19 protein-coding genes are annotated in these 20803 nt (G+C 62.0%); 14 read left to right on the top strand and 5 right to left on the bottom strand.

The features are described 5' to 3' along the window. The first annotated feature begins 73 nt into the window (after positions 1-73). On the top strand, positions 74-658 hold the full coding sequence (locus Mame_RS12120; protein ID WP_026173275.1) for an ABC-type transport auxiliary lipoprotein family protein: 585 nt from the start codon (positions 74-76) through the stop codon (positions 656-658). A gap of 309 nt (positions 659-967) precedes the next feature. Here the strand turns inward: Mame_RS12120 and Mame_RS12125 are convergent, their stop codons facing one another. The 4 genes from Mame_RS12125 to Mame_RS12140 are packed head-to-tail and all read right to left on the bottom strand — an operon-like array spanning position 968 to position 4707. Next, a complete protein-coding gene (locus Mame_RS12125; RefSeq protein ID WP_026173274.1) occupies positions 968-1657 on the bottom strand; it encodes an HAD family hydrolase in 690 nt (229 codons plus the stop codon). Between the two features lie 56 nt (positions 1658-1713). After that, positions 1714-2625, bottom strand: a complete 912-nt coding sequence (locus Mame_RS12130) for an NAD-dependent epimerase/dehydratase family protein (protein WP_018063659.1) — start codon at positions 2623-2625, stop codon at positions 1714-1716. Further along, positions 2622-3482: a glycosyltransferase gene (locus Mame_RS12135; protein ID WP_018063658.1), complete on the bottom strand. Its 861-nt coding sequence runs from the start codon at positions 3480-3482 to the stop codon at positions 2622-2624. The genes Mame_RS12130 and Mame_RS12135 overlap by 4 nt, the downstream gene beginning before the upstream one ends. Before the next feature lie 4 nt (positions 3483-3486). Continuing rightward, the gene (locus tag Mame_RS12140; protein ID WP_026173273.1) at positions 3487-4707 is read right to left on the bottom strand and encodes an NAD-dependent epimerase/dehydratase family protein; all 1221 of its coding nucleotides are present in this window, start codon (positions 4705-4707) and stop codon (positions 3487-3489) included. A 181-nt stretch (positions 4708-4888) separates the two neighbouring features. On the opposite strand from Mame_RS12140, the gene ybgC reads away from it, so the two are divergent. The 10 genes from ybgC to glmM all read left to right on the top strand — a co-directional run bounded on the left by ybgC (position 4889) and on the right by glmM (position 16041). Next, positions 4889-5344 (top strand): tol-pal system-associated acyl-CoA thioesterase, encoded by a 456-nt coding sequence (ybgC, locus tag Mame_RS12145; protein WP_026173272.1) that lies wholly within the window; start codon positions 4889-4891, stop codon positions 5342-5344. Positions 5345-5680: 336 nt separating this feature from the next. Next, positions 5681-6400, top strand: a complete 720-nt coding sequence (gene tolQ, locus Mame_RS12150) for a protein TolQ (RefSeq protein ID WP_026173271.1) — start codon at positions 5681-5683, stop codon at positions 6398-6400. Positions 6401-6418: 18 nt separating this feature from the next. Further along, positions 6419-6868: a protein TolR gene (gene tolR / locus Mame_RS12155; protein ID WP_018063654.1), complete on the top strand. Its 450-nt coding sequence runs from the start codon at positions 6419-6421 to the stop codon at positions 6866-6868. 9 nt (positions 6869-6877) lie between these two features. Continuing rightward, the gene (locus Mame_RS12160) at positions 6878-7996 is read left to right on the top strand and encodes a cell envelope integrity TolA family protein (protein WP_018063653.1); all 1119 of its coding nucleotides are present in this window, start codon (positions 6878-6880) and stop codon (positions 7994-7996) included. 75 nt (positions 7997-8071) lie between these two features. After that, on the top strand, positions 8072-9379 hold the full coding sequence (gene tolB / locus Mame_RS12165; RefSeq protein WP_018063652.1) for a Tol-Pal system beta propeller repeat protein TolB: 1308 nt from the start codon (positions 8072-8074) through the stop codon (positions 9377-9379). Between the two features lie 211 nt (positions 9380-9590). Further along, on the top strand, positions 9591-10133 hold the full coding sequence (gene pal / locus Mame_RS12170; protein WP_018063651.1) for a peptidoglycan-associated lipoprotein Pal: 543 nt from the start codon (positions 9591-9593) through the stop codon (positions 10131-10133). A 137-nt stretch (positions 10134-10270) separates the two neighbouring features. Next, positions 10271-11086, top strand: a complete 816-nt coding sequence (gene ybgF / locus Mame_RS12175; protein ID WP_018063650.1) for a tol-pal system protein YbgF — start codon at positions 10271-10273, stop codon at positions 11084-11086. Further along, complete coding sequence (gene tilS, locus Mame_RS12180) at positions 11080-12414, top strand: tRNA lysidine(34) synthetase TilS (protein WP_018063649.1); 1335 nt, start codon at positions 11080-11082, stop codon at positions 12412-12414. Before ybgF ends, tilS begins: the two co-directional genes overlap by 7 nt. A 105-nt stretch (positions 12415-12519) precedes the next feature. After that, positions 12520-14460, top strand: a complete 1941-nt coding sequence (ftsH, locus tag Mame_RS12185; RefSeq protein ID WP_026173267.1) for an ATP-dependent zinc metalloprotease FtsH — start codon at positions 12520-12522, stop codon at positions 14458-14460. Positions 14461-14682: 222 nt separating this feature from the next. After that, positions 14683-16041, top strand: a complete 1359-nt coding sequence (gene glmM / locus Mame_RS12190; RefSeq protein ID WP_018063647.1) for a phosphoglucosamine mutase — start codon at positions 14683-14685, stop codon at positions 16039-16041. Between the two features lie 266 nt (positions 16042-16307). Here glmM and Mame_RS12195 read toward each other — a convergent pair whose 3' ends face one another. Further along, positions 16308-16949, bottom strand: coding sequence for a hypothetical protein (locus Mame_RS12195; protein WP_018063646.1), 642 nt, complete (start codon positions 16947-16949; stop codon positions 16308-16310). A gap of 437 nt (positions 16950-17386) precedes the next feature. On the opposite strand from Mame_RS12195, the gene Mame_RS12200 reads away from it, so the two are divergent. The 3 genes from Mame_RS12200 (at position 17387) to serA (ending at position 20721) form a co-directional block, all read left to right on the top strand. After that, positions 17387-18565 (top strand): phosphoserine transaminase, encoded by a 1179-nt coding sequence (locus Mame_RS12200; RefSeq protein WP_018063645.1) that lies wholly within the window; start codon positions 17387-17389, stop codon positions 18563-18565. Positions 18566-18587: 22 nt separating this feature from the next. Next, the gene (gene alaE / locus Mame_RS12205) at positions 18588-19034 is read left to right on the top strand and encodes an L-alanine exporter AlaE (RefSeq protein ID WP_018063644.1); all 447 of its coding nucleotides are present in this window, start codon (positions 18588-18590) and stop codon (positions 19032-19034) included. A 91-nt stretch (positions 19035-19125) separates the two neighbouring features. Beyond that, a complete protein-coding gene (serA, locus tag Mame_RS12210) occupies positions 19126-20721 on the top strand; it encodes a phosphoglycerate dehydrogenase (protein WP_018063643.1) in 1596 nt (531 codons plus the stop codon). Positions 20722-20803: the final 82 nt, after the last annotated feature.

Below are 20803 nucleotides of genomic sequence, written 5' to 3' on the forward strand. Positions count from 1 at the left end.
TCTGACAGATAACAATTCGGCCAGTCCGGGGAAGTTTGGATAGATGCTTTTTGCCGCGATCGATAAAACCGGAGTGAGACCGCTTCTCGCGCTCGGTCTGCTGGCGGCTGGGCTGAGCGGCTGCGCGCTGCGCCCGGCGCCCGACACCTTCGATCTGTCCGCACAGCCGGTCGTGACCTTCGATAGCCAGAAGGCGCTGCGCTCCCAGCTTCTGGTGCCGACGCCGTCGGCGATCCAGGTGCTCAACAATCGCGGCATCGTGGTGCGTCTCGGCGGTGCGGAACTGCGCTACCTCGCCGGAGCCCAGTGGAGCGACCAGCTTCCTGTGGTGATCCAGGCACAGCTTGTGGCGGGCCTTGAGAACACCGGCCTGTTTTCCGGCGTCGGCATGCCGGGGCAGGGGCTGGCCATTGATTATCAGGTCGTCGTCGAGGTGCGCGAATTCGCGATCGATGCCGCGGGACCGGGCTCCGCCAATGTCGAGCTCTCGGTCAAGCTGCTGGACGACAGGACCGGCGTGGTGCGGGCGCAGAGGTTGTTCAAGGCAAGCGTTCCGGTCAGCGCCGCCGCCTCAAGCAACGTCCTCGTCGGCGCCCTCGACGACGCCTTTTCCAAGGTACAATCTGAAATCGTGAGCTGGATTGCCGCCACGCTCTGAGCGGCTGATGCGCAAGTCTGTTTTCGCTAAACTCACTGCCGTTAGGTTTTGTGTGACGTGTTGGCAGCCATCAATCTCTCCCCTTGAGGGAGAGATGCCCCGACAGGGGCAGAGAGGGGTGAACCCTTTCCGAGAGCACGGAGCCCGCGGTTTTTAGGGCTTACGCCCTTTACCCCTCTCTGTCGCTTTCGCGACATCTCCCCCTCAAGGGGGGAGATGGTGGGCTGGGAACTCCGGCGGATTGCCGACGGTCTTAGGATGGCTGGACTTCTTCAGAACCGCACAGCGCCGCGTTCGCCCAGAGCGCGTTCAGATCGCGTCGGTCCATTCCAGCAGCGCGGTGGCGACGGCGGGGAGGTCTTCCATGCGGTGGATCACCGTTTCGGCGCCGGCTTCCGTCAGCTTGTCGGCGTGGGTGGGCGTGGTGTGCGAGGCGCCGGTGAAACCGACGACGCGCATGCCGGCGGCCTTGGCGGCGGTGACGCCGTGGACCGAATCCTCGATCACCAGCGTGTTCTTCGGGTTCGCGCCCATTGTCTCCGCGCCATGGAGGAAGATGTCCGGCTTGGGTTTCACCCGGTCGGGGCCGAGGGTTTCGGCGGAAAAGATATTGGGCTCGAAGATATCGAGCTGTCCGGTCTTCTTCAGCATCATGCGGACGCGTTCCGGCGTCGAGTTGGAGCAGATGCAGCGCGGCTCGGAAAGCTGGGCGACGGCCTCGCGCACGCCGGGGATTGGCTGCAGTTCCCGCTTGATCCGCTCATCGAGCTTGACGATTGCCAGGTCGAGAAGGGCGGCGGACAGCGGAATATTGGCTTCGCTTTCGACGGCCAGCAGAATGTTGCGCCAGGTCATGCCGGAAAAGCGTTCGCCGATTTCGCCGGCGGTGATCGGATAACCGGCATCGCTCAGAAGCCGCGCTTCGACTTCGGCGGCAAGAATTTCGGAATCGACCAGAACGCCGTCGCAGTCGAAGATGATGAGGTCGTAACGGGCCATTTCGTAGTCCTTAAAAAGAGCGGGCGCGGTGGACATAAACCTGTTCGCGCGCGAGATCAAATCACCGTTGCGTCGCGCGTGTCGATAAAACGCTCCACCAGTATCTGAAGCGTGGCGGATAAGAGCGGCATTCCGCCGCTGCGCCAGCCGAGCGCGTTGAGCCGCGTCGTCGTCATTGCGCTGACCGCGCTCTGGTCGGCGCGCGGCGGAAGCGGGCGGGGGGATTGCAGCGCCGCCTTCAGCGGCGCGAGGATGGTGTGGGTGTCGGTGACGATGTCGGACACATGAAACGCCTTGCCGGAAATTTTCGGGATCGGCGCGTCGAGCAGCGTCAGGATCGCGCCGGCGAGATCGCGGCCATGGACCTCGCTGCCCGCCCGGGCTGCGATATCCTCGCCGCCAGCATAGCGCTCGAACAGCTCTCCCCATTTGTTGGGCACAAGGTCGCCGTAAACGCCGGTCGCGCGCAGGTTCACCGGGATGAAGCCGGGGCGGGCGAGGGCGGAAAGCGCCTGCTCGACCTCCCATTTCGCCTTGCCGTAAAGGCTCTGCGGTTGGGGCGGGGTGGTTTCCGGCAGCGGCATGCCGGCGGGATAGCCGTCAAACACCGCGCGGCTCGACAGGAAGAAGGCATGCTTGACGCCGGCGCGACATGCTGCCTCGAAAAGCGCGATGCTGCCCGCGACATTGGCTTTCAGGAACCCCGCTGGATCATCGCCCTCGCCGCCGCGATAGCGCCCGGGCGCGTGGGAGAAGGCGGCGTGGATGAAGACGTCGATGCCTTTGAAAAAGCCGGTAGAGCCTGGCCCGCCGAGTTCGAGAGGCAGAAAGCTTACCGGCGCGGCGAACAGGTCGGCGGCGGGCGCGTTCCTGCCGGCCACGGTTAGATCATGACCGGCCGCAAGGCATTCCTCGACGATGTAGCGCCCGACCAGCCCCGTCCCGCCGCTGACGAGAATGCGTTTCATGCTGGCTTGGTCGGATTTTCGAGCGTGGCGATATCGGGGATGCCGTCGCCGTCGAAATAGGCCCACCAGAGGTCGATCAGCGGCTTCAACTCAACGGCGCGCGGGTGGTCGTCTTCCCACGGCTTTTCGTACTGGTAGTGCAGAACGCCGATATCGGACCAGTTCCACAGTTCCGGCATGTTGAACCAGACATATTGCAGCATGTTCATGAACACCGGCAGGCCATGCCAATCGGGGAAGAATTCCTGCAGGAAAGTCTGGTCGGTGCGCTTCCAGAACGCCTCGGGCTGGTCGAGTGCCGCGAGCATGGCGGCGAAGGTCTCGACGTCCGGCCGCGCCACGAACACGCCGGAATTCATCCGGTGAAAATCGGTGAGGCTTTCGTAGACATTGGGCGCCGCCGAAAACTCCGGATAGAAGAACAGCTTGTCGATGTTTTTTAACACCAGAGCATCGGCATCGATGAACACCGCTGCGTGATACTCGACGAGCTGCCACAGGCGCAGCTTGCAGAAATTGTCGAGCGGGGTGTGGAAGCCGGGCTTGCGTCCCTTGGTGAACGGGGCCTCGCCATGGATGTTCTTGCGCGCATGGCGCTCGTTGAACGCTTCCGACAGCGGCAGGTGATCGACGCCGATCAGCCGGCAGCCGAGATCGGCGAGATGCTTGAGGCCTTCCTCGGGCGCGCCGCCGGTATGCAGCACCACGACATCGGCCGGGGTTCCGGTCAAAAAGATCGAGCGCGCCAGCGCCAGCGCGCCCATGGCGTAGTCGTTGTTGGTGACCAGCGTGACGAAGGCGAACGGATATTTGGCGTCCACGCTGCGGTGGACGCCTTCATTTGCGGGGTCGCTCATGGCCTTACGAGACCGACTTCAGCGACTTGCCTTCCGGATCGCGGTTGATCTTGGTCGCGATATCCTTGGTCCAGGCGGAAACGGCCGGAACGCGTTTGCGATCAACGCGGTAGGCGTATTTCTTCGCAATGTCGACGATCTCGCCGAGCAGGCCTTCCTTGAGCGTGGTCGGGTTGAGGCCGAGCGCCAGGAACTTGTCGTTCTTCACGATCAGGTCGTTTTCCGGCGCTTCCTTGCGCGGGTTCGGCAGCCAGGCGATCTCGACGCCGGACATGTCGGAGATCATCTTCGCCAGGTCGCGCACCCGGTGGGTCTCGGTCATCTGGTTGAAGATCTCGACCCGGGCGTTCTTCTCCGGCGGATTGTTGAGCGCCAGTTCGATGCAGCGCACCGAATCCTGGATGTGGATGAAGGCGCGGGTCTGGCCGCCGACGCCGTGGACGGTCAGCGGATAGCCGATAGCCGCCTGGATCAGGAAGCGGTTCAGCACCGTACCGTAGTCGCCGTCATAGTCGAAGCGGTTGATCAACTGTGTGTGGCGTTTGGTCTGCTCGGTGTGCGTGCCCCAGACGATGCCCTGATGCAGGTCGGTGATCCGGAGGCCGTCATTCTTGGCGTAAAAGGCGAACAGAAGCTGATCCAGGCACTTGGTCATGTGGTAGATCGAGCCGGGGTTCGACGGATACAGGATTTCCTGGGAAACCTTGTCACCGGAATTGGTGGTGATATCGACCGGCAGATAGCCTTCCGGGATCGCAGCACCCACCGTCGAATAGCCGTAGACGCCCATCGTGCCGAGATGGACGACATGGGCGTCGAGGTCGATCTCGACCAGCGCATTCAAAAGGTTGTGGGTGGCGTTGACGTTGTTGTCGACCGTGTAGTTCTTGTGGCGGTCGGTCTTCATCGAATAGGGCGCGGCGCGCTGCTCGGCGAAATGAATGATCGCGTCAGGGCGCTCCTCGGCGAGCCACTGCTTCAGGATTTCATAATCCTTGGCGAGGTCGATGAGATGGAAATGGATGCGGCGGCCGGTCTCGGCATGCCAGATACGGGTACGTTCCTGGATCGAGTCCATCGGCGTCAGCGACTGGACGCCAAGCTCGGTGTCGATCCAGCGGCGTGACAGGTTGTCGACGATGTGAACTTCGTGTCCGGCATCCGACAAATGCAGCGAGGTCGGCCATCCGACAAACCCGTCTCCGCCCATAACTGCGATCTTCATTGCGCGTCTCCGTTCCATTTCAGCGATTCATCTTGTGCGTTAAACGCAATCAATATGACATAAATGCAATGGTTTTTTTACGCAATCTGCCAGGCGGAATGAAACAATCTGCCTCTGCGCCGTGTTGCGACGCGCTATGTTTCAAACTAGGTATGGCCAAAAATTGATGGATGAGGCGGACATGACCGAAACCGAGAATCATGGTCTCAGTGGCTGGATGGAAGGCGGGACGCATCACCTGCACCAGCGCGTTTATTACGAGGACACGGATTTTTCCGGCATCGTCTACCACGCGCGCTACCTGCATTTCTTCGAACGCGGCCGCACCGATCTTCTGCGCTGCCTCGGCGTGGAACAGCGCACGCTGCACACGATCGACGAGGAAGGCCTGGCCTTCGCGGTGCATCACATGGACCTGAAATTCGTGCGTCCGGCGCGGATGGATGATATCCTCGACATCACGACGAAAACCGTGAAGGCGACGGGCGCGCGCATGGTGCTGGAACAGGCGATCCACGCCAATGGGCAGTTGCTGACAACGGCGAGGGTGACCGTGGTGGTTATCAACAGGGCCGGGCGCGCGCGCCGCATGCCCGATGATCTGGCCGCCACGCTGCTTGAAGGTCAGTCGACGTAAACGGGCGCATTATGCCGAAAGCCCCTGGAATCCGGGCTTGCTAAAACATGAGTATTATGTGAAGGAATTCGCGCCGCCGCGGGAGACGTCTGGTGCGGTCAAAGCCTTGCCTTCAGGGGCTGGCGATAAAATCGTAACCGGACGTTAACCATGTTCGGGTATTCTGCGAAAAGCGGAGTTTTAGGCCGGTTTGCCTAGCTTTCACCATGATTTTCAAGGACAGGAAGCAAAGATGCGAATCCACTTAAATTCCGAGTTGAACACACCAGCGTCTCGCAGGCGGCTCTAACCATATCGCCCGGCTTGCCGGGCCAATCTATTCAGGGACTTCGTCATATGGAACAGCTTGGGTTGGAAGCTACGCACGCCGATGTCGGCCTTCTGGCGCTCTTCTGGCAGGCGGGATTCGTCGTCAAGATCGTGATGTTGGGACTGATCGCCGCGTCGGTCTGGACCTGGGCGATCGTGATCGAGAAGATCATCGCCTACAACAAGGAACGCCGCGCCTATAATCAGTTCGAGGATGCGTTCTGGTCGGGCACCTCGCTCGAAAAACTCTACAGCAACCTCTCGGATCGCAAGACCAGCGGCATGGCCGCCGTGTTCGTCTCGGCGATGCGCGAATGGAAAAAATCCTTCGAACGCGGCGCCCGCGCCCCGATGGGGCTGCAGATGCGCGTTGAAAAGGCGATGGACGTCGCCATTCAGCGCGAGGCCGAAAAGCTCGAAGCCCGTCTCGGCTTTCTGGCAAGCGTCGGTTCCGCAGCGCCGTTCATCGGTCTGTTCGGTACGGTGGTCGGCATCATGACCTCGTTCCAGGCGATCGCCGGATCGAAATCGACCAACCTCGCCGTCGTCGCGCCCGGCATTGCCGAGGCGCTGCTTGCAACGGCCATCGGCCTTGTCGCGGCCATTCCCGCCGTTGTCGCCTACAACAAGTTCTCCGCCGATTCCGGCAAGCTTGAAGGCCGCATGGAGGGCTTTGCCGACGAGTTCTCATCCATCCTGTCGCGTCAGATCGACGAAAAGCTGCAGTCGCGTCCGGCTGCCGAATAGCGAGGGGAGAACCAACCAATGGCAATGTCCATGGGAACAGGCGGCAAGGCCGGCGGTCGTGGCCGCAGGCGCGCAAGACGCGTCCCCGTCAGCGAAATCAACGTCACGCCGCTGGTCGACGTCATGCTGGTGCTTCTGATCATCTTCATGGTCGCGGCGCCGATGATGACGGTCGGCGTGCCGATCGACCTGCCGGAAACCCAGGCGCAGGCGATGAACTCGGATACCCAGCCGATCACCATCTCGGTCAATCCGGACGGGCAGATTTTCCTGCAGGAAACCGAGATCCCGATCGACGAGGTCGTGCCCAAGCTCGAGGCGATCGCCACCACCGGCTACAATGAGCGCATCTATGTGCGTGGTGACGCCAATGCCGATTACGGCACGGTGATGAAGGTGATGGCCCGCATTTCCGCCGCAGGCTTCAAGAATATCGGTCTTGTCACGCTGCAGGAACAGGATAGCTGATCTTAGCCCATGAAGCGCAGCCTTGCCATTTCATTCCTGTTGCACTGTCTGGTCCTCGGCTGGGCAGTGTTTGTGCTTGGCGCGCCTTCATCACTTGAAGTGGCCGATGTCGAAGCGCTGCCGGTGACGCTTATACCGGTGGAAGACATTACCCAGGTCCAGCAGGGCGACGAGACGGCGGAGCTTGCCGATATCGCAGCCCCCGTGCCGACCCGGCGGCCGCAGGAGGTCGCCGAGGCGCAGAATGTCGGCGACAACGATATCGACCTCGAAACCGACACCAACGCGACGCCGGACGATATCGCGCAGGAACAGGCAGCCCTGCCGACGCCTGCCGCCGAGCCGACGCCGGAACCCGCGCCGGTGGAAGAGCCCGCTTCCGAGCCGCCGCCGCCCACGCCGCAACCGGCCGAACGGCCCGAACCCACGCCGGAGCCCGCTCCTGCGCCGGAACCTACCCCCGAGCCCGCGCCGGCCCCGGAGCCGACGCCTGCGCCGGAACCCGCGCCAGCCCCCGAGCCGACGCCTGAGCCGGAGGCGAGCCAGCCGGCTGCGGAGACGCCGCCGGAACCGGAACTCGCCTTCCCCGAGCAGGCGCCGCTGCCGACGCGCCGTCCGCCGGAGCCGGTGCTGCGCGAAACCCGCACCGCCGAGGCGCCCAGAACCGACAGCCAGACGACGGCGTCGACCACCGCCGAGGAAGACGATTTCGACGTGGACCAGATCGCGGCGCTTTTGAACCGCACCGAGGCCACCGGCGGCGGCGCGCAGCGTTCCGAGGCTCCGGCCGCTGCGGGCGCGACCCGCACGACTGGCGGCTCGACGCTGAGCCAGAGCGAGCTTGACGCGCTGCGCGGGCAGATCCAGCGCAACTGGTCGATCCTCGCGGGCCTTGACGGCGCGGACGATGTGCGCATACGCATCCAGATGAAACTCGATCCCTCCGGCGCGATCGTGGGCGCGCCCGAGGTGACTGCCACCGGTGGCAGCGAGAGCGCGCGGCGAATTCTCGCCGGCGGCGCGCGGCGCGCGGTGCTGAAGGCCTCGCCCTTCAGCGGGTTGCCGCGGGAAAAATATGACGCCTGGAGCGAGGTCATCGTGAACTTCGACCCGAGCCAGATGCTTTAACTCTTCATTCGGTGCCGCCTGAGGGCGCGATCCCCGGCGAACCGGAGCAATCAACGCTGAAAGGCCAGTCCTGTCATGCTTAAAAATTGTCTCGTCTTCCTTTCCGTCGCGTGGGCCGGCATCGCCGTGCTGTTCGTGACGCCCGCCAACGCGCTGGTGGAAATCGACATCTCCAGCGGCAATGTCCAGCCGCTGCCGATCGCGATTACCAATTTCATGTCCGATGATGGCCTCGGCGCGGACATTTCCGGCGTCATCGCCGCCGATCTGAAGCGCTCGGGCCTGTTCAAGCCGGTCGACAGCTCCGCCTTCATCGAGCAGATCAGCAATCCCGACCAGACCCCGCGTTTCGAGGACTGGCAGGTCATCAACGCCGAGGCGCTGGTGGTCGGCCGCGTCACCCGCGAGCCCGATGGCAGGCTGCGCTCCGAATTCCGGCTGTGGGATACCTATGCCGGCCAGCAGATCATCGGCCAGCAGTTCTTCACCCAGCCCGACAACTGGCGGCGCGTCGCCCATATCATCGCCGATTCGATCTATCAGGCGCTGACCGGCGAGCAGGGCTATTTCGACAGCCGCATCGTGTTCGTCTCCGAAAGCGGACCGAAGACCGACCGCAAGCGCCGCCTCGCGATCATGGATCAGGATGGCTTCAACGTGCGCATGCTGACGGATGGACAGTACATGGTTCTGACCCCCCGGTTCTCGCCGAACCGGCAGGAGGTCACCTACATGTCCTATGAGAACGACCAGCCGCGCGTCTATCTGCTCCAGCTTGAGACCGGACAGCGCGAGGTTGTCGGCAATTTCCCGGGCATGACCTTCGCGCCGCGGTTCTCGCCCGACGGCCAGCGCATCATCATGAGCCTGCAGCAGGATGGCAACGCCAACATTTATACAATGGACCTGCGCACCCGCTCGACCACGCGGCTGACGAATACCGGCGCGATCGACACCTCGCCATCCTATTCGCCGGACGGTAACCGGATCGTGTTCGAAAGCGACCGCGGCGGGCGTCAGCAGCTCTATGTGATGAATGCCGACGGCTCCAACCAGCAGCGGATTTCCTTCGGCGACGGCAGCTATTCGACGCCGGTCTGGTCGCCGCGCGGAGACCTGATCGCGTTTACCAAACAGTCCGGCGGCAAGTTCTCGATCGGGGTCATGAAGCCCGACGGCAGCGGCGAGCGCATCCTGACCACCGGTTTCCACAATGAGGGACCGACATGGTCGCCGAACGGAAGAGTGCTGATGTTCTTCCGCCAGAATGCCGGCGAGGGCGGTCCACACCTTTATTCGATCGACCTGACGGGTTACAATGAACAGCGCATCCAGACGCCGGATTTCGCATCCGACCCGGCATGGTCGCCGCTGCTGGAGTAGAGCGCAAGGGACAGAATTCGTTCGCGCCGCGATGCGGGCTTGCCTTTAACGTTTTCTTAGCCATTTCCGTTGAGGGGACGTTAACAGTGATTTGCTAGCACTTTGCGGCAAGGTCGGCGGTCTGCGTACCGTCCATTGAGTTGAGTTGTATTTCCGCGTTATCGACCGGGCATCCGGTCCATGTTTTGAACGCTTCTTAAGGAGAGCGGTAATGAGCCGAGCCACGTTTGGGGTTGAAGGCAATGCGAACAAATTCAGGGTGAAGCCCGCAATGGTCGCGCTTTGCGCGGTGCTTGCGCTGGCCGGCTGCGCCAAGGACAACAAGAACAACCTGCCGGGCAGCGGCATGGCGGGCGGCGCTGGCTCGTCCTCGGGCATCGCATCTCCTGGCAGCGTCCAGGACTTCGATCTGAATGTCGGCGACACGGTCTATTTCGAAACCGATTCGGCATCGATCACGCCGATCGCCGCCCAGACGCTCGACAAGCAGGCCCAGTGGCTGCAGCGCTACCAGAACTACGCGATCCGCATCGAAGGTCATGCCGACGAACGCGGCACCCGCGAATACAACCTTGCGCTCGGCGCCCGCCGCGCCACGGCCACCAAGAACTACCTGGTGTCGCGCGGCATCCCGGCCAATCGCCTGTCGACGATCTCCTACGGCAAGGAACGCCCGGTCGCGGTCTGCGACAACATTTCCTGCTGGTCGCAGAACCGCCGCACCGTTACCGTGCTGACGGGCGCTGGCAGCTGATCGGTCCGAAAGCAGACTTGAAAAACCGGCCTCGCGCCGGTTTTTTTATGTCCGCCGTGCAACAATTCGCGTTTTGATCTAAATATGGCCAGAAACACAGTGTGCGAAGGTTCGAGGCAAAAGGTTTGGGACATGCGATGATGAAAAAAGCGATGATTTGTCTTCTGGCCGGTTCGGCGATGCTGGGAGGAAGCGCCAATGCGGCAGTCTTTCCCGCATTCGGCAAGGCGGCCGGACAGAACACGCAGGTGGTTCAGGTCCAGGCTACGGATCCGTCCCTCAGGATTCAGCAGCTTGAGGAGCAGGTGCGCAACCTGACGGGCCAGGTCGAGGATCTCGGCTTCCAGATGCTGCAGATGGAAGAGAAGATCCGCAAGATGCAGGAGGACATGGAGTTCCGTCTGCAGGATCTTGAAAGCGGCATGGCGACGCCGCCCTCCAACGGTGCTGGCAATGCCGCCAGCGCCGACAATGATGCGATGGCGACGATGGATGCGCCGCCGCCGAACCCGGAACCCTCGGCGACCGCCGATGTGCCGGCCGATCTGCCCGAAGCGGCCGAAGGCGGCGGGTCCGATGCCGATTTCTACAAGCTCGCCTATGATCTCATTCTCTCCGGCGATTACCAGCAGGCCGAGGAGGCTTTCGGCGAGTTCGTGCTGAGCTATCCCGACAGCCCGCTCATTCCCGATGCCAGCTTCTGGCTCGGCGAATCGATGCTGGCGCAGCAGAAATACAATGAAGCCGCCAAGACATTCCTGAATGCCTACAAGGCCTATGGCGATTCCGCCAAGGCGCCGGAAATGCTGCTGAAGCTCGGCCAGTCGCTGGCCGGAATGGACAACAAGGACGCCGCCTGCGCCACCTTCGCCGAAGTGCCGACGCGTTATCCGAACGCCGCCCAGGCCGTGCTGACCAAGGCTGAGGCCGAAATCAGGGCCAATGGATGCTGACTGCGGTGTCGGCCAGTTCACAGACAATTTCGGGTGGAGAAGCCGCCCTCAATGCCGCCTTCGATTTTGCGAGCCGGCTCAAGCCGGGCTGTCATGTTCTGGTCGCGGTGTCCGGCGGCAGCGATTCGCTCGGGCTGCTGGCGGCACTTTGCGAAGCCGCTGACCGGCTTTCCCGCGCCGACATCCGCATTTCGGTCGCCACGGTCGATCACGGCCTGCGCGCGCAATCCGCCGATGAGGCGGAAACGGTCGCCCGTTTCTGCGCCACCCGTGCGATTGGACATGAAACGCTTTCCTGGCGCGGCGAAAAGCCGGCGACGGGGCTGATGGCGGTCGCGCGCGACGCCCGCTATCGCCTGCTCGCCGACCATGCCGCCCGGATCGGCGCGGATGTGATCGCCGTGGCCCACACGCTTGATGACCAGGCCGAGACGCTGGAGATGCGCAAGGCCCGCAACCCCGACCCGCCGGTTTCCGGCATGGCGGCCGAAACGCTTCTGATGGGTCACGCCTGGGTGGCGCGTCCGTTCCTGTCCGTTTCCCGTGAGGCGATCCGCGACCTGCTGGTCACGCGCGACATCGCCTGGATCGACGATCCCTCCAATGACAACCTTTGCTATGAACGCGTGCGTGTGCGTCAAGCCCTGGGCGGCGCGGTCGCGACACCGGGCGCCGAGGCCGTCATGGCCGGGCATATGCGTCGCCGCCTCTCCGAAGCCGCGGCCGAGCTTCTCGTTTCTTCCGTGCGCACTCATGGCGCGGCTGTGGCCGAAATCGACCTGGAAGCGATCGCAGCGAACCCGGATGCGGCCCGCTATCTGCTGAAGGCGCTGACGGCGGTCATCGGCGGCGAAACCCACGGGCCCGGAAAAACGGCGCTTGCCGATATTCTGGCGATGGCCGAAGCGCCGCATGGCGCGCGCATGACGGCCGGGCGTTGCCTGTTCGAGCGCAATCGGACGCGGCTTTTCATGCTGCGCGAACGGCGTGGCCTTGAGAGCATTGAGGTTCTACCGGGGACGACGCGGATTTGGGATGGTCGGTGGCGGATTGAAAACCGCTCCGGAGCGACCGTTGAGATTGACCCCGCTGGCCTTGACGGCGAACCTGTCGAGGCCTTCGCCGCGCTTCCCTCCCGCCTGTCGAAGCTGGCACGCTTGACCATGCCTTGCGCAGGGCAGGGCGCATTGCCGGGCGAGGTCGGGATCAGCCGCATTCTCTCGCCATACCAGCGCTATCTGCCCGGTTTTGATCTGGCGCTGGCCAACCGGCTGGCGGAGGCATTCGGCCTTTCGCGTTTTCCCGCGCCCGGCTATTTCGGCGGTTAATATTAAACTTGGGATGCGCTTGTCTTGGCAAGACATGGCGGCGACCCTATGTTAGGCCTAACTCAGCGGCACCACCGTGCCGGTTATAGGATTTCGGGGATTTTGATGAACCCAAACTTACGCAATATTGCGCTGTGGGCCATAATCGCGTTGCTGCTGGTCGCGCTGTTCAGCATGTTCCAGTCGACGCCGTCGCATAACGGCGCGACGCAGGTGGCTTATTCGCAATTCGTCAGCGATGTCGATTCCGGCAAGGTCAAGGATGTGACCATTACCGGCAACACCATTACCGGCACCTATTCCGGCGGTGGCGGCAAGACATTCCATACCTATGCCCCGGTCATCGACGATTCCCTTCTCACCAAGCTGGAAAGCGCCAACGTACAGGTCGATGCCAAGCCCGTGAACGACGGTTCCGGCGGTATCCTGAGTTATGTCGGCACGCTTCTGCCAATGCTTCTGATCCTCGGCGTCTGGTTGTTCTTCATGCGCCAGATGCAGGGCGGCTCGCGCGGGGCGATGGGCTTCGGCAAGTCCAAGGCCAAACTTCTGACCGAGGCCAATGGCCGAGTCACCTTTGACGATGTCGCCGGCGTGGACGAAGCCAAGCAGGATCTCGAGGAAATCGTCGAATTCCTGCGCGATCCTCAGAAATTCCAGCGCCTTGGCGGACGCATTCCGCGCGGTGTGCTGCTGGTCGGCCCGCCCGGTACCGGTAAGACGCTGCTGGCCCGGTCGGTTGCCGGTGAGGCCAATGTGCCGTTCTTCACGATCTCCGGTTCCGACTTCGTCGAAATGTTCGTCGGTGTCGGCGCATCCCGTGTGCGAGACATGTTCGAGCAGGCCAAGAAGAACGCGCCCTGCATCATCTTCATCGACGAAATCGATGCGGTCGGCCGTCATCGCGGCGCCGGTCTCGGCGGCGGCAATGACGAGCGCGAGCAGACGCTGAACCAGTTGCTGGTCGAGATGGACGGCTTCGAGGCCAATGAGGGTGTTATCCTGATCGCCGCCACCAACCGTCCCGACGTTCTCGACCCCGCGCTTCTGCGTCCCGGCCGTTTCGACCGTCAGGTCGTGGTACCGAACCCGGATATCGTCGGTCGCGAGCGCATCCTGAAGGTTCATGCCCGCAATACGCCGCTTGCCCCGAATGTCGACCTGAAGGTCGTTGCCCGCGGCACGCCCGGCTTTTCCGGTGCCGACCTGATGAACCTCGTCAACGAGGCGGCGCTGATGGCGGCAAGGCGCAACAAGCGTCTGGTGACCATGGCCGAATTCGAGGACGCCAAGGACAAGATCATGATGGGCGCCGAGCGGCGTTCCACCGCGATGACCGAGGCCGAGAAGAAGCTGACGGCCTATCACGAGGCCGGCCACGCGATCGTGGCAATGAAGGTGCCGGTGGCCGACCCCGTACACAAGGCGACCATCATTCCCCGTGGCCGCGCGCTCGGCATGGTGATGCAGCTTCCCGAGGGCGACCGCTACTCGATGAGCTACAAGTGGATGATCTCGCGCCTCGCCATCATGATGGGCGGTCGTGTTGCCGAGGAACTGACCTTCGGCAAGGACAACATCACCTCCGGTGCATCCTCCGATATCGAGCAGGCGACCAAGCTTGCACGGGCTATGGTGACGCAGTGGGGGTTCTCCGACGAGCTCGGACATGTCTCCTATGGTGAGAACCAGCAGGAGGTCTTCCTGGGGCATTCGGTCTCGCAGTCGAAGAACGTCTCCGAGACCACGGCGCAGAAGATCGACAGCGAAATCCGCCGCCTGATCGACGAGGCTTACACCGAGGCCACCCGCATATTGAAGGAAAACCACGACGGCTTCGTTGCGCTGGCCGAAGGCCTGCTCGAATATGAGACGCTGTCGGGCGACGAGATCAAGGCGATCCTGAAGGGCGAGAAGCCCGCCCGCGATCTCGGCGACGACACGCCGCCCTCACGCGGTTCCGCGGTGCCCTCGATGGGGCCGAAGAAGGACGCGCCCGCGCCGGCAGACGGCAAGGGCGACGGGTTCGAACCGCAGACCAATTGACCATTCAACCGCCGGCCCCAAAGCCGGCGGTTTTTTTGTTGGCGTTTGGAAGGGCGTCCCGGACGGCGTTTGCGGGCTACTGGTCAATCGCGCCACGGTAACGCCATGTTAGCGGTGTTGACGTTATTTTAAGTGCCCTGAGGGCGATAATCTGCGAAGACACTCTCGTTTGTATTTTAGCTTTGGAGCGACGCGGCGCGCGCGGCGCTGAAGAGGATTGCCATGACACGTAAATATTTCGGCACCGACGGTATTCGCGGACAGTCCAATGTTTTTCCAATGACGCCGGATCTGGCGATGCGCGTGGGCATCGCCGTCGGCACGATCTTCCGGCGCGGCGATCACACCCACCGCGTGGTGATCGGCAAGGATACGCGGCTTTCCGGCTATATGCTGGAAAATGCGCTGGTGGCGGGCTTCACCGCGGCCGGCCTCGATGTCTATCTGCTCGGCCCGATCCCGACGCCGGCCGTCGCCATGCTGACGCGCTCACTGCGCGCCGATGTCGGCGTGATGATCTCGGCCTCGCACAACCCCTTTGCCGATAACGGCATCAAGCTGTTCGGGCCCGACGGCTACAAGATGTCCGACGAGATCGAGGCGCGGATCGAAGCGCTGATCGACCGCGACAATTTCCATGCCCAGCTTGCCCGCTCGCACGAGATCGGCCGCGCGAGCCGCGTCGACGGCGACATCTATCGCTATATCGAATTCGTCAAGCGCACCCTTCCGCGCGACGTCACGCTGCACGGCCTCAGGGTCGTCGTCGATTGCGCCAATGGCGCGGCCTACAAGGCGGCCCCCACCGCGCTGTGGGAGCTTGGCGCCGATGTTGTCGAGATCGGCACGGAGCCGGACGGCCTCAACATCAACAAGGAATGCGGCTCCACCTATCCCAAGACCCTGCAGGAAAAGGTGCATGAGGTGCGCGCCGATATCGGTATCGCGCTCGACGGCGATGCCGACCGCGTCATCATCGTCGATGAGCAGGGCAGCATCATCGATGGCGACCAGGTGATGGCGGTGATCGCCGGCAACATGGTCGAGGACAAGGAATTGAAGGGCGGCGGCGTTGTCGCCACCGTCATGTCCAATCTCGGCCTCGAGCGTCATCTGAACGGCATGAACCTCGACCTGGTGCGCACCAAAGTCGGCGACCGCTACGTCGTCGAGCATATGCGCAAGAACGGCTACAATGTCGGGGGCGAGCAGTCCGGCCATATCGTGCTGTCCGATTTCGGCACCACCGGCGACGGGCTGGTGGCGGCGCTGCAGGTGCTGGCCGCCGTCAAGCGCGCGGGCAGGCCGGTCAGTGAGGTCTGCCGCAAGTTCGACCCCGTGCCGCAGCTTCTGCGCAATGTCCGCATCACCGCCGGCGCGGCGCCGCTAGAAGACGGCAATGTCAAAAAGGCGATCGCCGATGCCGAGGCCGAACTCAAAGGCCGCGGCCGCCTGGTGATCCGCCCCTCGGGCACCGAGCCGCTGATTCGCGTCATGGCCGAGGGCGACGATCCGGCACAGGTCGAAAGCGTCGTCTCGGGCCTGATCGACGTGATCTCGAGTGTGCGCACGGCTGCGTGAGGTCTGCCGCCGAACAAACAATCCGCTGACCGCTGAAAGAGTCTGCGCGGAATTGACGAACCACACGTCATGCCATGTTTGACTTTGTCTGATCCCAGCGTCTCAAATGTATTCGACAGAGGAACAGCTCTACCCAATGAGGGAAGAGTGGAAGAACGGTATGCCGATAACACGAGTAAGCCTGTCGGAACCATGCCCAACAATCTTGCAGAGTAACTCACCAGCAACTCGAAGCCGGCCTTGATGTCTCAGACCACTTCTGACAGTCAGAACGTCCGCTGGGCGCACCCTGTTTTTAGAACGTTGGTTGCTTGCGATGCGACTTCCGTCTCTATTTCCTGTGGGGCAGAACCTGCGTACACCAGAAAGGACAGGGTCTCATTCGATGACGGGACTTCCGTTTCGATACAGGCGACCACATAGTCCGCTTCCTTCCTGTCCAGACTTCTTTTCTCGCCTTTTTCCCAACATGCGCCAAGCATATTCACGCGAAACGGCAATGAGTTGTTGCACGCGTTCCTGGGACTCAAATCCTTGCCAATCTGATTTCCGTCCTGATAGGCACGGATTGTCAGCTCGAAGCCCTTTGTATCGGCTGGAAAGGTGAATGCGCCGGGCCCCTCATAGTGGCGAAGGCCGCAAAGTACCTCGCCCTTGTCAAGCGCAGCCCATTTTATTCCGCCCATAAGGGTGCTTCCGATTGCCGGCAGCCAGTCAGCAGCCGAATCCAGCAATTCCTCACTGCTCCCGCCTGAAACAGTGCACATTGCCGCGACTTTGAAGTTGTTGTCGATGTCCGTGGTTGTGAACCCAAAATGGTTTGTCTGCTTGGTGTCATACGCTTGTGCGGAAACCACCAATCCCGCAAAAAAAGTCAATAAAGTAACGTTGAGCTTCAATAGGCGCATAATATCCCCCGCTCGAATGAATGTTTATCCGATGTTATACCAGGTAAACGTCACTCTATCGACAATATATTTGAATTCAACTGCGGAGAGGAGGTTTTCTCTCGACCGGCTGTGTTGCTGCATCGCTTTGAGGGTTGGGTCAGGTTCAAGCGACCGATGGGAATTATTGTCGTTATCGCTCTCATTTCGTCCCATGCCGTGAATTTCCGCGTTTGCCTACTCCAGTGCCAATGAAGTGAACCTTACAAGAACATTCGGTGATGTGTTGTGTCAGTCCCGGCCGTTTGCTCTCTCTCTATGGTCGTGTCTCGCTCGCGCGAACTTGCTGACCGTCATCACCCGGTCATCTTTTCCCTTGCCTAATCCCTACGTCTCCCATATATCCGACGGCGGGACACCTCTCCCCAACGAGAGGCCACTATCTGAAAGGGTAGACTATGACTGATATGACCAAGCCGGACGTGCGTCCGGCCAATCCCCGCTTTTCTTCCGGCCCCTGTGCGAAGCGTCCCGGCTGGACGCCCGAAGCGCTCAATGATGCGCCGCTTGGCCGTTCCCACCGTGCGAAAATCGGCAAGGCGAAGCTCAAGGAAGCGATCGATCTTACCCGCGAGATCCTCGGCGTTCCCGGCGATTACCGCATCGGCATCGTGCCGGCGTCGGATACCGGCGCGGTCGAGATGGCGCTGTGGTCGCTGCTCGGCGAACGTGGCGTCGACATGCTCGCCTGGGAATCGTTCGGTTCGGGCTGGGTGACCGATGTCATCAAGCAGCTCAAGCTGAAGGACGCGCGTAAAATCGAAGCGCCCTATGGCCAGCTTCCCGACCTTTCCACTGTCAATTTCGACAATGACGTGGTCTTCACCTGGAACGGCACCACTTCGGGCGTGCGCGTTCCGAACGCCGATTTCATTCCCTATGACCGCAAGGGCCTGACGATCTGCGACGCGACGTCCGCCGTGTTCGCGCAGGACCTTGACTTCAACAAGCTCGATGTCGTCACCTTCTCCTGGCAGAAGGTGCTGGGCGGCGAGGGCGGCCATGGTGTCCTGATCCTCTCGCCGCGCGCTGTCGAGCGGCTGGAGAACTACACCCCGGAATGGCCGCTGCCGAAGATCTTCCGCATGACCAAGGGCGGCAAGCTGATCGAGGGTATCTTCGTCGGCGAAACCATCAACACGCCATCCATGCTCTGCGTCGAGGATTATCTCGATGCGCTGAAGTGGGCGAAGCAGGTCGGTGGTCTTGAAGGCCTGATGGCGCGCGCTGATGCCAATGCCAAGGTGATCTTCGATTTCGTCGAGAATAACGACTGGATCGAGAACCTCGCCGAAGTGGCCGAAACGCGCTCCAATACCTCCGTATGCCTCAAGATCGTCGATCCGGCGGTTCTGGCGCTCGATGATGCCGGACAGGCCGCCTTTGCCAAGGCGATTGTGACCGCGCTCGACAAGGAAGATGTCGCCTACGACATTGGCGCCTATCGCGATGCCCCTTCCGGCCTTCGCATCTGGGCGGGGTCCACGGTCGAGACCGCCGACATGGAAGCGCTGGTGGGCTGGCTCGACTGGGCCTTCCGCACGGAAAAGGCCAAGCTTTCCGAGAAGGCGGCCTGAACCGCTCAACGGAGGCCGTGCAATGTCGCCGCGCATGCTCAATTTCATCGCAGACACGACGGCCCTGGTGATCTTCTTCACCATCGTCAGCGGTTTCAATGAGCGTTTAATTGCCGGCATGGCCTGGAGTGAGCTTCTGGTCTCGCGGTCGATCGGAGCGGTGCTGATGGTGCTGACGGCGAGGCCTTATGGCCTTTGGCGGGACTTTCTCTTCGGAAAGGTCGAGCCAAAGACCCGGACCGGCGAATTCGCCACCGATTGCTTTTCGCTGCTGGCCTTTCAGGTGCCGATCTACATCGCGATCATCGCGGTCGGCGGGGCTTCCGGCATGGGGATTCTCAAGGGCGCGGCGGGTTTCGCGGTGCTGATGCTGGTGCTTGGCAGACCTTACGGCATGTTCCTCGAGTTCGTGCGCAGCCGCTTTGGCCTTGCAGGCAAGGGGCAGAAGCCCATGTCGCTTGGCGGCTGAGGAGTTTTAACCGGGGCGCATGACGGCCCGGACCATTCACGGATTAACATTCGTCGCGGCTCGGCCCGGCGCAAACCTACAGGAGGCCATCATGGCACCTCGCGTACTCGTATCCGACGCGCTGTCGGAAGCTGCCGTCCAGATCTTCAAGGATCGCGGCATCGATGTCGATTTCCAGCCGAAGCTCGGCAAGGACAAGGAAAAGCTGCTCGAAATCATCGGCCAGTATGATGGCCTTGCCATCCGCTCGGCCACCAAGGCGACCGAGAAGCTGATCGAGGCGGCGACCAACCTCAAGGTCATCGGCCGCGCCGGCATCGGCGTCGACAATGTCGACATCCCGGCCGCCTCGCGCCGCGGCATCATCGTCATGAACACGCCGTTCGGCAACTCGATCACCACCGCCGAACATGCTATCTCGCTGATGCTGGCCGTTGCCCGCCAGATCCCCGCCGCCGACGCCTCGACCCAGGCCGGCAAGTGGGAGAAGTCGAAATTCATGGGCGTCGAGATCACCGGCAAGACGCTCGGCGTCATCGGCGCCGGCAATATCGGCTCGATCGTCTGCAACCGCGCGCTCGGCCTGAAGATGAACGTCATCGCCTTCGACCCCTTCCTGTCGCAGGACAAGGCCGAGAAGATGGGCGTCACCAAGGTCGAGCTCGACGAGCTGCTGGCCAAGGCCGACTTCATCACGCTGCACGTGCCGATGACCGACAAGACCCGCGGCATCCTGAATGCCGAGGCGCTGGCCAAGACCAAGAAGGGCGTGCGCATCATCAATTGCGCCCGCGGTGGTCTGGTCGATGAGGCAGCGCTCGCCGAGGCGATCAAATCCGGCCATGTCGCCGGCGCAGGCTTCGACGTGTTCGAGACCGAGCCCGCGACCGAGAGCCCGCTTTTCGGCCTCGAAAACGTGGTCTGCACCCCGCATCTCGGCGCATCGACGACGGAAGCGCAGGAAAACGTGGCGCTTCAGGTTGCCGACCAGATGTCGGACTACCTGCTGAAGGGTGCCGTCACCAACGCCATCAACATGCCCTCGATCTCGGCCGATGAGGCCCCGCGCCTGAAGCCGGTGATCAAGCTTGCCGAAGTGCTGGGCGGCTTTGCCGGCCAGGTGACCGAAAGCCCGATCAAGCAGGTCGAGGTGCTCTATGACGGCATCTTTGCCGACATGAACACCACGGCGCTGACCAGCGCGATGCTGGCCGGTCTGCTGCGCCCGGTCGTGGCCGACGTCAACATGGTCTCGGCGCCGATCATGGTGAAGGACAAGGGCATTATCCTGCAGGAAGCAAAGCGCGATAAATCAGGCGTTTACGATGGTTATATCAAGCTGACGATCACAACCGAGAAGCAGACCCGCTCGGTCGCCGGCACGGTGTTTTCCGATGGCAAGCCGCGCTTCATCCAGATCAAGGGCATCAACATGGATGCCGATGTCGGCCGCCACATGATCTACATCGCCAACACCGATGTGCCCGGCATGATCGGCTTCATGGGCTCCACGCTCGGCGATGCCGGCGTCAACATCGCCAACTTCCAGCTTGGCCGAGACAACCAGGGCGGCGACGCGATCGCGCTGCTTTATGTTGACGAGGAGCCCAAGCAGGAAGTCCTCGACAAGCTGCTGGCCAACCCGGCGATCAAGCAGGCGAAGCCGCTGGAATTCGCGGTCGAGTAACGGCAGTTGCCGAAAAATCAGCCCGGTTTCCTTTGGAGGCCGGGCTTTTTTTGTGTCGAAAGTGCTCTACATTGACGAAAAA

This window comes from Martelella mediterranea DSM 17316 (assembly GCF_002043005.1).
Lineage (GTDB): Bacteria > Pseudomonadota > Alphaproteobacteria > Rhizobiales > Rhizobiaceae > Martelella > Martelella mediterranea.

Excerpts from the sequence above, each read along its gene's own strand:
- Mame_RS12125 (WP_026173274.1), bottom strand. The coding sequence starts at position 1,657 with ATGGCCCGTTACGACCTCATCATCTTCGACTGCGACGGCGTTCTGGTC.
- Mame_RS12130 (WP_018063659.1), bottom strand. The coding sequence starts at position 2,625 with ATGAAACGCATTCTCGTCAGCGGCGGGACGGGGCTGGTCGGGCGCTAC.
- Mame_RS12135 (WP_018063658.1), bottom strand. The coding sequence starts at position 3,482 with ATGAGCGACCCCGCAAATGAAGGCGTCCACCGCAGCGTGGACGCCAAA.
- Mame_RS12140 (WP_026173273.1), bottom strand. The coding sequence starts at position 4,707 with ATGAAGATCGCAGTTATGGGCGGAGACGGGTTTGTCGGATGGCCGACC.
- ybgC (WP_026173272.1), top strand. The coding sequence starts at position 4,889 with ATGACCGAAACCGAGAATCATGGTCTCAGTGGCTGGATGGAAGGCGGG.
- tolQ (WP_026173271.1), top strand. The coding sequence starts at position 5,681 with ATGGAACAGCTTGGGTTGGAAGCTACGCACGCCGATGTCGGCCTTCTG.
- tolR (WP_018063654.1), top strand. The coding sequence starts at position 6,419 with ATGGCAATGTCCATGGGAACAGGCGGCAAGGCCGGCGGTCGTGGCCGC.
- Mame_RS12160 (WP_018063653.1), top strand. The coding sequence starts at position 6,878 with ATGAAGCGCAGCCTTGCCATTTCATTCCTGTTGCACTGTCTGGTCCTC.
- tolB (WP_018063652.1), top strand. The coding sequence starts at position 8,072 with ATGCTTAAAAATTGTCTCGTCTTCCTTTCCGTCGCGTGGGCCGGCATC.
- pal (WP_018063651.1), top strand. The coding sequence starts at position 9,591 with ATGAGCCGAGCCACGTTTGGGGTTGAAGGCAATGCGAACAAATTCAGG.
- ybgF (WP_018063650.1), top strand. The coding sequence starts at position 10,271 with ATGATGAAAAAAGCGATGATTTGTCTTCTGGCCGGTTCGGCGATGCTG.
- tilS (WP_018063649.1), top strand. The coding sequence starts at position 11,080 with ATGCTGACTGCGGTGTCGGCCAGTTCACAGACAATTTCGGGTGGAGAA.
- ftsH (WP_026173267.1), top strand. The coding sequence starts at position 12,520 with ATGAACCCAAACTTACGCAATATTGCGCTGTGGGCCATAATCGCGTTG.
- glmM (WP_018063647.1), top strand. The coding sequence starts at position 14,683 with ATGACACGTAAATATTTCGGCACCGACGGTATTCGCGGACAGTCCAAT.
- Mame_RS12195 (WP_018063646.1), bottom strand. The coding sequence starts at position 16,949 with ATGCGCCTATTGAAGCTCAACGTTACTTTATTGACTTTTTTTGCGGGA.
- Mame_RS12200 (WP_018063645.1), top strand. The coding sequence starts at position 17,387 with ATGACTGATATGACCAAGCCGGACGTGCGTCCGGCCAATCCCCGCTTT.
- alaE (WP_018063644.1), top strand. The coding sequence starts at position 18,588 with ATGTCGCCGCGCATGCTCAATTTCATCGCAGACACGACGGCCCTGGTG.
- serA (WP_018063643.1), top strand. The coding sequence starts at position 19,126 with ATGGCACCTCGCGTACTCGTATCCGACGCGCTGTCGGAAGCTGCCGTC.